The 13,301-nt window shown below is 71.3% G+C and carries 9 protein-coding genes; 3 read left to right on the top strand and 6 right to left on the bottom strand.

Going from position 1 to position 13,301, the window contains the following annotated elements; genetic code table 11:
- Positions 1-2: 2 nt before the first annotated feature.
- The 3 genes from ACSQ2H_RS20155 to ACSQ2H_RS20145 form a co-directional block, all read right to left on the bottom strand.
- The gene (locus tag ACSQ2H_RS20155; RefSeq protein WP_436063149.1) at positions 3-368 is read right to left on the bottom strand and encodes an endonuclease domain-containing protein; all 366 of its coding nucleotides are present in this window, start codon (positions 366-368) and stop codon (positions 3-5) included.
- A gap of 185 nt (positions 369-553) precedes the next feature.
- Positions 554-2,548, bottom strand: a complete 1,995-nt coding sequence (pbpC, locus tag ACSQ2H_RS20150) for a penicillin-binding protein 1C (RefSeq protein WP_436063593.1) — start codon at positions 2,546-2,548, stop codon at positions 554-556.
- Positions 2,549-2,763: 215 nt separating this feature from the next.
- A complete protein-coding gene (locus ACSQ2H_RS20145) occupies positions 2,764-7,806 on the bottom strand; it encodes an alpha-2-macroglobulin family protein (RefSeq protein ID WP_436063148.1) in 5,043 nt (1,680 codons plus the stop codon).
- A 193-nt stretch (positions 7,807-7,999) separates the two neighbouring features.
- Here ACSQ2H_RS20145 and ACSQ2H_RS20140 point away from each other — a divergent pair, with 193 nt between their 5' ends.
- Positions 8,000-9,418 carry a DUF1254 domain-containing protein gene (locus tag ACSQ2H_RS20140; protein WP_436063147.1) on the top strand — a complete coding sequence of 473 codons (1,419 nt, stop codon included), beginning with the start codon at positions 8,000-8,002 and terminating at the stop codon, positions 9,416-9,418.
- A gap of 45 nt (positions 9,419-9,463) precedes the next feature.
- Here ACSQ2H_RS20140 and ACSQ2H_RS20135 read toward each other — a convergent pair whose 3' ends face one another.
- Positions 9,464-10,963, bottom strand: coding sequence for an arylsulfatase (locus ACSQ2H_RS20135; RefSeq protein WP_436063146.1), 1,500 nt, complete (start codon positions 10,961-10,963; stop codon positions 9,464-9,466).
- 200 nt (positions 10,964-11,163) lie between these two features.
- Between ACSQ2H_RS20135 and ACSQ2H_RS20130 the strand changes: the two genes are divergently transcribed.
- Both ACSQ2H_RS20130 and ACSQ2H_RS20125 read left to right on the top strand, forming a co-directional pair.
- Positions 11,164-12,192: an MBL fold metallo-hydrolase gene (locus tag ACSQ2H_RS20130; RefSeq protein WP_436063145.1), complete on the top strand. Its 1,029-nt coding sequence runs from the start codon at positions 11,164-11,166 to the stop codon at positions 12,190-12,192.
- A 23-nt stretch (positions 12,193-12,215) separates the two neighbouring features.
- The gene (locus ACSQ2H_RS20125) at positions 12,216-12,467 is read left to right on the top strand and encodes a hypothetical protein (RefSeq protein ID WP_436063144.1); all 252 of its coding nucleotides are present in this window, start codon (positions 12,216-12,218) and stop codon (positions 12,465-12,467) included.
- On the opposite strand, the gene ACSQ2H_RS20120 is transcribed toward ACSQ2H_RS20125, so the two are convergent.
- Together ACSQ2H_RS20120 and ACSQ2H_RS20115 are read right to left on the bottom strand one after the other, a co-directional pair.
- The gene (locus ACSQ2H_RS20120; RefSeq protein ID WP_436063143.1) at positions 12,464-12,967 is read right to left on the bottom strand and encodes a GNAT family N-acetyltransferase; all 504 of its coding nucleotides are present in this window, start codon (positions 12,965-12,967) and stop codon (positions 12,464-12,466) included. The two genes, ACSQ2H_RS20125 and ACSQ2H_RS20120, sit on opposite strands and share 4 nt — an antisense overlap.
- Entirely contained in the window at positions 12,964-13,296 is a 333-nt protein-coding gene (locus ACSQ2H_RS20115) for a MazG nucleotide pyrophosphohydrolase domain-containing protein (RefSeq protein WP_436063142.1), read from the bottom strand. Before ACSQ2H_RS20115 ends, ACSQ2H_RS20120 begins: the two co-directional genes overlap by 4 nt.
- Between the last annotated feature and the right edge of the window lie 5 nt (positions 13,297-13,301).

Below are 13,301 nucleotides of genomic sequence, written 5' to 3'. Positions count from 1 at the left end.
GGTCAGCGCAGCGGCCGCAGGGCGTCAGGCGGCCCGGAGCGTGGAACGGCGTCGAGGATCGCCATCAGCACGTTTTCCGGACGCGTGATGATCTCGCTGTTGGCGAAGCGCAGGACGCGGAATCCTTCCGCGTTCAGCCAGGCGTCCCGCCGCGCATCCCTGGCTTCGTCGTGGAGCGCGCTGTCGGCCTCGACGATGAGCCGATGCTCGAAACAGATGAAATCGGCGATGTAGGGACCGACCGGAACCTGCCGGCGGAACTTGCAGCCTTCTAGCTGGCGACCGCGGAGCAGCTTCCAGAGCACGCGCTCGGCGACGCTCGGCGTCCGCCGCATCCGTCGCGCCTGCTTCAACTTAGCTTCCGTCATGCCTCAGCCTCGCACGATGAGCGCCGAAGACCATCCTTCTCCCCTCGCGGGAGAAGGTGGCCCCGCGCAGCGGGGTCGGATGAGGGGGCGAGCCTCTCCGACGTCGCGGGCGTTGAGGTTTCGCATACCCCTCATCCGTCAGGCTTCGCCTGCCACCTTCTCCCGCAAGGGGAGAAGGGACCTTGTCACTTCACTCGCACCCGTGCGGTGGCCTTGCGGCCCTGCGCGTCGACGACGGTGAGGCGGTAGAAGCCCGGCCCCTTCGGGCGCCAGATCGTCCGTCCACTGACGGGGTCAGCGACCAGCGGTTCGCCGGCGACGTACCAGGAGAGGCCCTCGCCGCCGGCCGCCAGCACCAGGCCGCGCGAGGCCGGGCCGAACGCCTCCACCTGCACGGTCGAGCCATTGGGCGGGAAGATCAGCCGCGGGCCCTGCTCGCGCTGCTCCAGCTTGGTCAGCGCCGAGGGCGCGCCGCGCGGCGCGATCGGCCGCGGCGCGCTGGCCGGGGCGTCGATCAGGTCGGCGGCGTCGAACAGCAGCGGCAGCGCCGCGTCGCGCCCGGTCAGCCCGCCGCGCGCCCCGCCGTCGGCGCGGCCGGTCCACACCACCACCACGTACGGGCCCACCACCCCGGCCGCCACCGCGTCGCGGAAGCCGTAGGAGGTGCCGGTCTTGAACGCCATCACCGGCCGGCCCTTGGTCAGCGCCGCCGCCGTCGCCCCGGCCGGGGGCGGGGTCTCGCGCAGGATCGCCAGCACCTGGTCGGCCGCCTCGGCCCGCATCAGCCGCCGGCCGCCCTGATCCTCGCGCCGCGCCGCCTCGCCCTGCGTCCAGGCCAGCGGCTTGGCGACGCCGCCGTCGCCGAGCGCCGCGTACAGCACCGCCAGGTCGCGCAGGGTGATCCCGACCCCGCCTAGCGCCATGGCCAGGCCCGCCTCGCGCGTCTGCGCCTTGGGCCGCACCAGGTTGACCCCTGCGCCGTCGATCCGCGCTTCGAACGCGGCCGGCCCGACCTTGTCGAGCAGCTCCACCGCCGGCACGTTCAGCGAATAGGTCAGCGCCTCGCGGGCCGTGACCTTGCCGCGGAAGATGCGGTCGAAGTTCTCCGGCTGGTAGTCGCCGAACCGGCGCGCGGCGTCGTCGATCTGGGTGTCGGGCGCGGCCAGCCCGTCATCGAATGCAAAGCCGTAGATGAAGGGTTTGAGCGCCGAGCCGGGCGAGCGCACCGCCCGGGTCATGTCGATCCAGCCGCCGGGCCGCGTCAGCCCGCCCGAGCCGACCGCCCCGCGCACCGCCCGGGTCTTGATCTCCACCACCAGGATCGCCGCCGTCGCCTCGGGGCCCTGGCTCTGGGCGACCCGGGCGGCCAGCGGCTCCAGCCGCGCCTGCAGCCCGGCGTCCAGGGTGGTCAGCACCGAGGCCTCGCTCACCGGCGCTGAGCGCGCCAGCTCGCCGGCGACATGCCAGGCCAGGGCCGGGAACGGGCTGCGGCCGGGCAGGGGCTCGTCCTCGGCCTCGGCCGCGGCGGTCTCGCTGAGGATCCGGGCGCGGATCATCTTGTCCAGCACCGCGCGCCGCGCCGCCCGCGCATTCTCGGGGCGCAGGTCCGGCCGCCGCGCCTCCGGCGACTGCGGCAGCGCGATCAGCAGCGCCTGCTCGCCGTCGGTCAGGGTCTCCGGCTCATGGCCGAAGTAGGACAGGCTGGCGGCCCGCACGCCCTCCAGGTTGCCGCCATAGGGCGCGAGCGTCAGGTACAGCGCCAGGATCTCGCGCTTGCTGAGCCGCGCCTCGATCTGCCCGGCCCGCACCATTTCGATCAGCTTGGCGGGGAGCGTCCGCGGCCGCGGCTCCAGCAGCCGTGCGGTCTGCATGGTCAGGGTCGAGGCGCCCGAGCTCACCCGCCCCGACACCGCCGCCGATCCCGCCGCCCGCGCCACCGCCAGCGGGTCGACGCCCGGATGGATCCAGAACCGCGCGTCCTCGATCTGCACCAGCCGCTTCTGGAAGCTGTCGTCCGTGCGCGTCAGGTCGGCGCGGATCCGCCAGCGTCCGTCCTCCACCGGCAGCGCCCGCAGCCACGCCCCGCGCCGATCCAGCGCCACCGGCGAGGACCGCTCCGCCCGCCCCATGTCCGGCGGCAAGGCGGCGTCCAGGGCGAACACCGCGACCTGGCCGCCCATCAGGGCGATGAGGCCAAGGGTGAGGGCGCGCACCTTGTCCTTCTCCCCTCGTGGGAGAAGGTGGCCCCGCGCAGCGGGGTCGGATGAGGGGCCGAGCTGCCCCATCCGCTCAAGCCGTCGCCGCCATGCCGCCATCGGGCCCAGCAACCCCTCATCCGACGGGCTTCGCCCGCCACCTTCTCCCGCAAGGGGAGAAGGCTCGCTGACGTCGCTGCTCATGGCCCGGGCGCGATCACCGTGCGGCTGGCGCCGGTGCGCGCGTTCAGGCTCGGACGGTACATGTCCTTGGCCTGCGCCCCCGGCAGCAGGAAGTCGCCCGGCGTCACCGCTCGCGCCACATAGGCGAAGGTGAAGGCGCCCTTGCCGGCCAGGTCCATGGCCGCGACATAGCGGTCGTCGCGGGCCTCTTGCACGTCGGCGCTGGAGAGCTCGCCGAGGAACTTGAACGGCCCGCTCTGCGCGTCGTCCGGTCCCAGCACGGTCTCGATCTCGAAGCCGGCCGGCAGCGGGTCGTCGACCACCAGCGACATCGAGCGGCTCTGGCCCGAGCGGCCCGACACCACCACGATCACCCGCTCGCCCTGGGTCAGGGCCGAGGGATCGACCGATCCGCCCGTGAACCCGACCAGTCGCTTGGAGAGCGTGATGCCGTTGTCCTCGGCGGGCGGCGGAGCGACCGGCGTGCCGGTCACCGTCACCGTGCGCCAGAGCGCACCCTTGCCGGCGTTGACGAAGCGGGCCTCGGCCAGCTTGCCGACCGCCCAGCGCGGCGCGCCGCCGACCGCGGTCAGCGGCTCGGCGCCCTGGGCGTCGATGCGGATCGCGCCGGCCGCCTTCAGCATCCAGTGCGCCGCCTGCAGCAGCCGCGCCTGCTCCTGGGTGTTGAGGCTGTCGGGATCCTTGACCGCATTCTCCAGCCGCTTCTGCAGCCCGCGCGCCAGGTCGGTCTCGCCGGCCTCGTAGGCCAGGGCCGTCACGGCGGCGATGTCGCGCAGCGGGCTCTGGTACCAGTCGGCCTCGTCGCGATAGCCGAGCGCGGCGATCGCCTGGCGGAAGGACGAGCGCGCCCGGGCCTTGTCGCCCATCATCGCCAGACCCGCGCCGACCTGCGCCTTGGCCAGCGGCGAGGCCTCGGTCTTCATCTGCACGTCGTGCCACCAGCGCAGCCGCGCCAGGTCGCCGCGACCGCCCTTGGCCAGCACGTAGAGCGCATAGGCCGAGGCCCGACTGCGCATCCGCTCGGTCGCCTTCTTCGAGGCGTCCGATCCGCCGGCCCACCAGTCCGGATACTCCATCCGGTAGGAGACCGACGCCCAGCCCTCCGGCCGCGAGACCTGACGCATGGCGCTGAGCGCCCGGTCGATCGCCTCCTGCGGCACCGGCGTCCCGGCCTTCTGCGCTTCAAGCAGGAAGTCGGTGACGTAGGCGCCGAGCCAGGGATCGGCCTCGCCGTCGCCGACTCGCCAGAGCCCGAAGGCCCCGTCCAGGGTCTGCCGGTCCAGCAGCCGTCCGACCGCCCCGGCCAGGGCCACGGACGAGCGCTTCAGCTTCGGATCGCTGGCGACCTCCGCCGCGTAGATCAACGGATAGGCGGCCGACACCGTCTGCTCCGTGCAGCCATAGGGATAGCGCGACAGGGCGTTGGCGATCGGGGCCGGGTCGAAGCCGCGGAACGGCGAGTAGCTGACGTGCAGGGTGACGTCCCCGGCCGCGAGGCCCGCCAGCAGACTGGAGGCCGGCGTGAACGCCGCCCCCGGCTGCTGCAGCTCATAGGTCGTCCGGGTGACCGGGCTCCAGCCCAGCCGCGTCTGGATCGGGTAGTCCTTGGCGGTCGAGAAGCCCGGCCCGGAGACCTTGAAGCCCACCTGGCCGATGCCGGCCCGGCCCGGCGCGCTGAACGGGATCTTCTCGGCCACGCGTTGGCTGAGCGCCAGCTGGAAGGCCTTCTTGAACGGCGCCAGCACACCGCCGCCGCTGGTCAGTTCGGCGATGTACGAGCCGACCTTGCCCTCGATGTTGTGCAGTTCCAGCGTCGCGAACGCCTTGTCGCCCGGCGCCAGGAAGCGGGGCAGGGCGAGGTCGGCGACCACCGCCTCGCGCACGGTCAGCGGCTTGCTGGCCGACCCCACCGCGGTGTCGGTCCAGGCCACCGCCATCAGCCGCAGCTCGCCGTTGAACTGGGCGGCCGGCAGCTTGATCACCGCCTTGCCGTCGAGCCCGGTCTCGACCACGCCCGACCACAGGGCCACGGTCTTGATCGGCGTGACGCTCAGGCCCTCGCCGCCGATGCCGTCGGCGCCGAAGTTGACGTTGGCCGGCGCGCCCAGGTTCGGGTCCAGCAGCCGCCCGTAGTCGTCGCGGTAGTTCAGCGTCAGCGCCCGCTTGCCGAAGTACCACTTCACCGGATCGGGGCTCTGGAACTTGGTCAGTTGCAGGATGCCCTCGTCGACCGCCGCCAGGGTGACCCGCGCGCGGCCGCCGAACCCGGCGCCCTTGATGGTGATCGGCACCTCGACTAGCGCCTTGGAGTCGATCTTGGCCGGGGTGTTCAGCTCGACGTTCAGCTTCCGGTCCTTCGGGTCCAGCGGCACATAGACCAGGCCCAGCGCCCGCCGCGGCTTGGGCGAGGCTACGGGATCGCGCGGCTGCACGACGCTGACCAGCACATAGGCCCCGCCGCCCCAGGCGGCGCTGGTCTTCAGCCGCACCGTCGCCCCGTCCTTGCCGACGGTGACGGTCTTCAGGTCGATCAGCCGGTCGGTGGCGACGGCGATCTGAGCCTCGCCGGCATAGGGCGGCTTCAGCGTGATCTCGACGGTGTCGCCTTGCGCATAGGGCTTGGCCCCGGCGCTGACCCGCACGAAGTCGGGGGCCTCGACGTCTTTGGCCGGCGCGCCCCAGCCCGACGCGAAGCGAATGACGCTCTTGGCGCCGCCCGGTCCGGTCATCTCCAGCCGGTAGTCGCCCCAGCCCAGCCGGCGGCTGATCCGGGTCGGCTGGCCGGCGGCGAGGTTCACATTGGCCTTCGCCACCACCACGTCGCGGCTGGTCCGCCGCCACTGCCAGCGGCCGTCCTGCTGGAACCAGTCATAGTCCCAGTTCTCGGAGATCAGGGTGTAGGTCGTGGCCGGCGCGGCGATCCGCTGGCCGGCGGCGTTCACCGCGATCAGGTCGATCAGCATGGTCGGGTCGCCCGAGCCGTTCGAGTCCCCCTGGTCGATCTTGGCGCCCAGATAGACGGCCTTGGTCCGCACCTTCAGGTCTAGACCTTCGCGCACCGGGCGCCCGCCCGGCTCGAACACGCTGGCGGTGAAGGCGGCGGTCAGCGGCTGGGGCGTGTCGCCCGCTTCCTCAGACGACAAGGCCAGCACCGCGCGACCGGAGCCGTCAGTGACGGTCTGGCCGACCTCCAGGAACTTCTCGGCGAACGGCTCGCGCTGGTCGCCCCACTGATAGCCTTCGAAGGCCGGGAACGGGTTGGCGTCGACGCGCAGCCGCGCCTCGCCCTGGGTCTGCAGGCCCGCCCCCGCCGCGCCGTAGAGGAAGCGCGCGGTGACGTCGATGTTGCGGGTCTCGCCGGCCTTCAGCGGCACGGCCTCCTGGCCGACGGCGGTGACCGCCAGCCGCTGCGGCGCAAAGTCCTCGACCTGGAACGACAGCTCGCCGGCCGGCTTGTCCAGCCCGTCGATCTCCAGCTTGGCGGTCCAGCGCCCGCGCGGCGCGCTCTTGGGCAGCTCGATGTCGACCGGCACGGCGCCAAGCGGCGCCTTGTCGAACGGGTAGCGCTTGTATTCGACGCCCGAGGGACGGCGCACCACGACCGCGCCCTTGCGGTCCTTCACCGCCTTGGCCTCGCGGTCGCGCAGCAGGGCGTTCAGGTGCACGGTCTCGCCGGGCCGATAGATGCCGCGGTCGGCGTAGAGATAGCCGTCGATGGCGGTCTGCGCCGTACGGCCGGAAACGCCGCTGTCCTCGGTGCGCCCGCCGATCCCCTGCTTCGACAGGTCCACCGGCGCGCGGTCCAGGTCCAGCACCGCCAGGTCGCCCTGCGCGCCATAGGCCATGACCATCTTGGCGTCGGCCGCGCCTTCGCCGTCCAGCAGCGGGCGGTCGAAGCGCACCCGGCCCTGCGCGTCGCTCTGCGCGACGGCCAGGTCCTCGCCGTTGCGCGCCACCAGGGTCACCCGCACGTTCGGCATCACCTTGGCGGTCTTCAGCGAGCGGACCACCACGTCCAGCGCCTCGGACCCGTCATAGGCCGACAGCGCCATGTCGGTGAACACCACCCAGCGCCGCGCCTGGGCCGGCGGGTTGGGGTCATAGTCGTCGTCGGAGCCCTCGCCCTTGATCGAGCGGCCGCCGGAGGCGTCGCGCACCTTGATCACATAGGCGCCGGGCTTCATCTCCTTCAGCACCGCGCCCAGCGGGAACACCGTGGTCACCCGCTCGCCCGCGCCCTGCGTCGTCACCGGCAGCTCGCCCTTCCAGACCACCCGGCCCTCGTCGTCGGGGCTGTCGGAGCCGTAGTCGCTCGGCCACTCGCCCTCGGCGGTGGGGTCGGGGGCGCTGATCGACTTGCGCACCAGGTTTCGGTCGACGACCCGCCAGACCTCGACCGACAGTCGGCTGACATTGACCGTCTCGATCCCGACGCCGTCGGAATCCTCGCGCGGCAGGATCACGCCCTCGCCGGCGAAGCCGACGAAGGGCGGCCGCTCACCAAAGGTAAAATCGACGTCGGCGTTGGCCGCCAGGGTCTCGCCGCCTTTCGACGGCAGCCCCTTCAGCAAGGTCACGCGGCGGTCGGCGAAGCCGGTCCCGCCGATGCACAGCTCCGATCCCTTCACGGTGACGGCTGGCGCGCCGCCCAGGTCGGGCGAGACCAGCACGTAGTCGGCATAGGACTTGGCCGGATCCAGCGGCCGGGTCAGCTCGATGCAGGCGGCCGGCTGGTTGGCCGAGGTGTCGATCCGGTGGCGCCAGACCGCGAACCCCTCCGGCTTGGGGATTCCACGCCTTGCAGCCTTGGCGTCGCGGGGTTTGCCGAACAGCGACCAGCCCTGCGCGCCCGGCGCGACCTGGGTCTGCTCCGAGGGCTTGCCGAACCAGTCGACGCCCTTGGCCGACAGCACCCCGCCGCCGAACGCGGCGATCACCAGACCCGCCGCCATCAGCCCCGGCATCTTGCTGGCGCGCAGTTTCCGCATCCAGCCCTGGGGTTTCGGCGCGTCTTGTCCGGGCGTCTGGTCGCTCGCCATCGGTCTCTCTCAAGCTGGACAGAATGTCGCAGCGATGGGACGCGAAAGCCTCCGCTGCGTCAATCACGGGTAGGCGCCGATCCCCAGCTGTCGCCCCTGCGCCTCGCCGCGCGCCCTCCGGGTTCGGCCCGATACCGGCGCGGCCGCGCCCCCGCCTAGGCTTGGCTCTCCCTTACCCCCGTGGAGCGCGAAGATGGCCCAGGCCGCCGATCATCATTGGCTGGAGACCGAGACCCTCAAGGTCGGCGACGAGACCTTCGAGTTCAAAGGCGGCTATCCCACGCCCGCCGCCGCGGCCGCCCTGCGCGAGCAGCTGGCCTTCAATCGCGCGGTCGAGGCCTACCTCGTCCAGATGCACGGGGTCTCCTGGCATCACGTCTGGAAGGGCGTGGCGCAGGCCGGGACCGGCGCGCCCAACCAGCTGGTGCTCTGGGCGAACCTGATGGACGGCCAGACCCTGCTGCTCACCGGCAACACCGAGACGGTCTACGGCCTGGTCGCCGTCGATCTGAAGCGCGACGGCCCGGTGGTGATCGAGGCGCCCCCCGGCCTGCTCGGCGGGGTCAGCGACCTCTGGCAGACCGAGATCTTCGGCATCGGCCCCACCGGCGCCGACAAGGGCCAGGGCGGCAAGCTGCTGCTGCTGCCGCCCGACCACGAGGGGCCCGCGCCCGAAGGCTACATCACCGCCAAGTCGCGCACCTTCAGCGCCGTGTTCGGCGTGCGCGGGTTCCAGGTCGACGGCAAGCCCGACAAGGCCGCGGCCCTGATCTCGAGCATGAAGATCTATCCGCTGGCCCAGGCCGCCGCGCCGCCGGCCCTGACCGTGTTCAACGGCTCGCGCCAGGAGGTCGACACCATCTTCTCCGACGACGGCCGCTACTTCGAGGACCTGGCCTGGATGATCGCGCGCGAGCCGCAGGACGTCATCCCCAGCCACGAACGCTTCCAGCTGGCCGCCATCGGCATCGAGAAGGGCAAGCCCTTCGCCCCGGACGCCGCGCGCAAGGCCTCGCTGGACGCGGCCGCCCGCTTCGCCGGCGCGATCGCCCGCGCCAACAGCTTCGACACCCAGGACGAGGCCGCGCGCGTCTATTCCGACCGCGCCTGGGAATGGGCCTTCGTCGGCGGCAGCGCCGCCTGGGACAGCCAGGGTTACGTGAACACCGACCGGCGCAGCGCCTTCGCCTACATCGCGATCGGCATGTCGCCGGCCATGGTCGACAAGCACGTCGGGGTCGGCTCGCAGTATCTCACCGCAGCCAAGGACGCCGACGGCGATTTCCTCGACGGCGGCCGCGACTACCGCCTGCACGTGCCGCCGAACCTGCCGGCCAAGAACTTTTGGTCGGTGGTGGCCTACGACGCCGACAGCCGCTCGATCCTGCGCAACGACCAGCCGTTTCCCTCGGTCAGCACCTACACCGACCCGCAGGTCAATCCCGACGGCTCCATCGATATCTGGTTCGGGCCGACGGCGCCGGCCGGCAAGGAGAAGAACTGGATCCAGACCCGGCCGGGCAAGGGCTGGTTCGTGCTGTTCCGCTTCTATGGCCCGCTGGAGCCGTTCTTCGACAAGACCTGGAAGCCCGACGACATCGCCAAGCTCTAGGCGGCGTCAGGCCGGCGCGCCGCTGAGCGCGCCGGCCGCCGCTCGTCAGTTCTGGTTCGGGCTGGCGGTGGCGATCTTCTCCATCGCGTCGCTGACCGTGAAGCTCGCCGCCTTGGCCCGCGGCGGGAACTCCTTGAAGGTCTCCAGCAGCTTGGCGACGATCGCCTGGGCCGGCACCATCAGGAACATCCGCCGGGCGACGAAGTCCGCATAGTTGATGCTCTCCGGGCCGCGCTCGAACGGGTCCGAGCGGATGTTGTACATCATCGGCGCGCGCAGGCTGGTGAACGCGCCCTGCCAGACGCCCAGCGGCGTGTGCGGGTTGATCTCGGTGTTCTGGGTCAGGAACGCGACCTTCCAGTGCTTGACGCGCACCGCCATCAGGTCGCCGTCGTCGCTCCAATAGGCGAAGCCCTGCCGTGGCCATTCCTTCGTCTCGCCCTTGAAGGCCGGGATCAGATTGTTGCCGTCGAGGTGAACCTTGAAGGTCTGGTCGCCGATCTTACCGCCCTTGCGGACGCGCTCGACGACATCGGTGTCCCCCGCCGCCGCCGCCAGGGTGGCCAGGAAGTCCTCGTGCGCGCAGATCTCGTTGATCACGCTGCCGGGCTTGATGGTCCCGGGCCAGCGGATGGCGCAGGGCACGCGGAAGCCGCCCTCCCAGTTGGTCGCCTTCTCGCCCTTGAACGGGGTCGTGCCGCCATCCGGCCAGGTGAAGCACTCGGCGCCGTTGTCGGTGGTGTAGACGACGATGGTGTCGTCGGCGACGCCCAGCTCGTCGACCAGCGCCAACAGCTCGCCGACATGTCCGTCGTGCTCGACCATCCCGTCAGGATAGAGGCCAAGGCCGGTCTTGCCCTTCGACTCCGCCTTCAGGTGCGTGAAGATGTGCATACGGGTCGAGTTGAAGTAGCAGAACCACGGACCGCCCTCGCCGTTCTTGCGCTGGATGAAGTCCTTGGCGCTGGCCAGGAACTCCTCGTCCACCGTCTCCATCCGCTTGGTGTCCATCGGCCCGGTGTTCTCGATGGTCTGGCCGCCCTTGCCGTCGGCCTTGCACTTCAGCACGCCGCGCGGGCCGAACTTCTTCCGGAACTCCGGATCCTTCGGATAGTCCTCGTTCTCGGGCTCCTCCTCGGCGTTCAGGTGATAGAGATTGCCGAAGAACTCGTCGAAGCCGTGCATGGTCGGCAGGTGTTCGTCGCGATCCCCCAGGTGGTTCTTGCCGAACTGGCCGGTGGCGTAGCCCTGGGCCTTTAGCACCTGGGCGATGCAGGGATCCTCCGCGGTCAGCCCGAGCGTCGCGCCCGGCAGCCCGACCTTGGTCAGGCCGGTGCGGATCGGCGACTGGCCGGTCAGGAACGCCGCGCGCCCGGCGGTGCAGCTCTGCTGGCCGTACCAGTCGGTGAACAGCGCGCCTTCCTGGGCGATGCGGTCGATGTTGGGCGTGCGGTAGCCCATGACCCCGAGGTTGTAGGCGCTGATGTTGTACCAGCCGATGTCGTCGCCCATGATGAACAGGATGTTGGGTTTGCCCTTCGGCATCGCGCGCGCTCCCTGATGTTGTTCGGGGGCGCTGGACACGTCTCCCCGCAGGGCGCCAGCCTCGGCCTGAGCGGGGCCGTGCGCCATCGGGCCGCCCCCTGCGGCGCACGCTGGTGAAAGCCCCACAAGTAACGCCGTTCGGCTTGCGCCCGGCCGCGGTTGGCGCGACTGTCCGCCGCGCGACGCACAGGGGCCCTGCGATGATCTTCGAACAGATACCGACCGGCGGCTGTCAGTCTTACCTGGTGGGATGCGAGACGACCCGCGCCGCGGCGCTGATCGACCCTGAGTTCTCGCAGATCGACCGCTATGTCGGTCTCGCCGGCCAGCTCGGCCTGCACATCCGCTACATCGTCGACACCCACACCCACGCCGACCACTTCTCGGCCAGCCGCGAGCTGCAGAAGCTGCTGCAGGCGCCGGTGGTGATGAACCGGCTGAGCCCCGCGCCCTACGCCGACCTGCGGCTCGACGACGGCGACATGCTGATCGTCGGCGAGCTGCGCATCCAGGCCCTGCACACCCCCGGCCACACCCGCGATTCCATGTGCCTGGTGATGGCCGACCGGGTGTTCACCGGCGACACCCTGCTGATCGGCGGCACCGGCCGCACCGACCTGCCGACCGGCGATCCCCACGCGCTTTACGAGAGCCTGTTCGACAAGCTGCTGAAGCTGCCGCGCGAGACGCTGGTCTTCCCGGCCCACGACTACAAGGGCCGCACCCACTCGACGATCGGCGACGAGATCGACGCGAATCCGCGCCTGGCGAAGACCGACCGCGCCGAGTTCGTGGCGATGATGCAGGCCCTCGACCTCTCGGCCCCGACCCACCTGACCGAGGCGCTGCGCACCAACATGAGCGGCGGCAAGACCGTCGCTCAGCTGCTGGCCGAGGCCTCGGCGAAGGTGCCGTTCATGTCGCTGGTCGAGCTGCACGGCCGTATCGGCGGCAACAGCGCCGACATCGTCATCCTCGACCTGCGCGAGAAGGACGCCTTCGACGCCGGCCACATCCCCGGCGCGCGCCACCTGCCGCGCGGCCAGCTGGAGCTGCGGGTCAATTCCGAGCTGCCCGACCCGACCGTGCGGATCCTGGCCTGCTGCGAGTTCGGCAAGATCTCGACCCTGGCCGCGGCCACCCTGCGCGAGCTCGGCTTCACCCGCGCCGTCGCCCTCGACGGCGGTCTCAAGGCCTGGCGCGACGCCGGCTACGAACTGGAGAGCTGACCACCGCGAAGCGGAGGCCTTCGATGGGCAAGCCCTGGTTCCGGGTCAAACGCTATGGCTACGGCGCGGGCCTGCCGTGCAGTTGGCAGGGCTGGGCGGTGACCGCGGTCTATCTGGCGAGCCTGCTGACCGTCGGCCTGCTGGGGTCGCGGTACTTAGAATCTCATCCGGTCGGCTACGTCCTGGCGATCACGGTCCCCACGGCGATCCTCGTCTACATCGCCTGGCGCAAGAGCGACGGCCCCTGGCGCTGGCGCAACGGGGAAGACCCCTAGCGCGCCGCGAACCGCAGCACCGGCCCGTTCCAGTCCGGGCTGCGAATGTCCAGCTCCTCGACCGGACCGGCCGCGCAGGCGCCGGCCACCTTGCGCCAGAAGGCCAGCGCCCCGGTGTTGGCCCGCGCCACGGCGATCTCCCAGCCACCCGGTTCGTCGGCGATCAGCGCCTGAGCCGCCGCCCGACCGGCCCCCTGGCCGCGGTGTTTGCGGACCACGAAGAACTCCGCCATCGACCGCCGCGCCGGCAGGCCCGAGTGGGCCTCGTCGTTGATCAGCGCGAACCCGGCCGGCGCCTCGCCCGCCTTCAGCACCCAGGCCGACCAGCCGGGGCGTGCGAAGTACGGCTCCAGCGGATAGTCCGTGAACCGACCATCGGCCCCCAGCTCGCCGCGCGCGCTCCCCGCCCAGAACTCCGAGAAGTCGTGGGTGTAGAGCTGGAAGAGGTTCTGCAGCAGGGCCGCGTCGCCGGCGCGCGCGCGGGTGATCGCCAGACTCATGGGCGCGCCGCCCGCGGGGCGAGCCCGGCTTCCAGTTCGTCCATCGTCGTCGCGAACGCCGCCTCGAGATCCACGTCGTACATCCGCGCCAGGGTCATCACGCTCCACAGGCAGTCGGCCAGTTCGTGCGCCAGCTTGCCGGGCGCGTCCGGAATCGCCCGCACGCCCTCGGCCGCCTGCACCAGCTTCATCAGGTCGCCGACGTCGCCGACGAAGCCCAGCGCCACCTCCTCGCGGCTCCAGGCCCGCCCGTAACGCTCGGCCTCGACCCCGGCGTAGAGCTCGCGCACCCGCCAGGCGCGCTCGGACATCGAACTGAAACTGCTCATCGGCT

This window comes from Phenylobacterium sp. LjRoot97, assembly GCF_964254345.1.
Taxonomy (GTDB): domain Bacteria; phylum Pseudomonadota; class Alphaproteobacteria; order Caulobacterales; family Caulobacteraceae; genus Phenylobacterium.
Note: the sequence above shows the minus strand (reverse complement) of the source record. Positions and strands in the feature narration are given on the sequence as shown.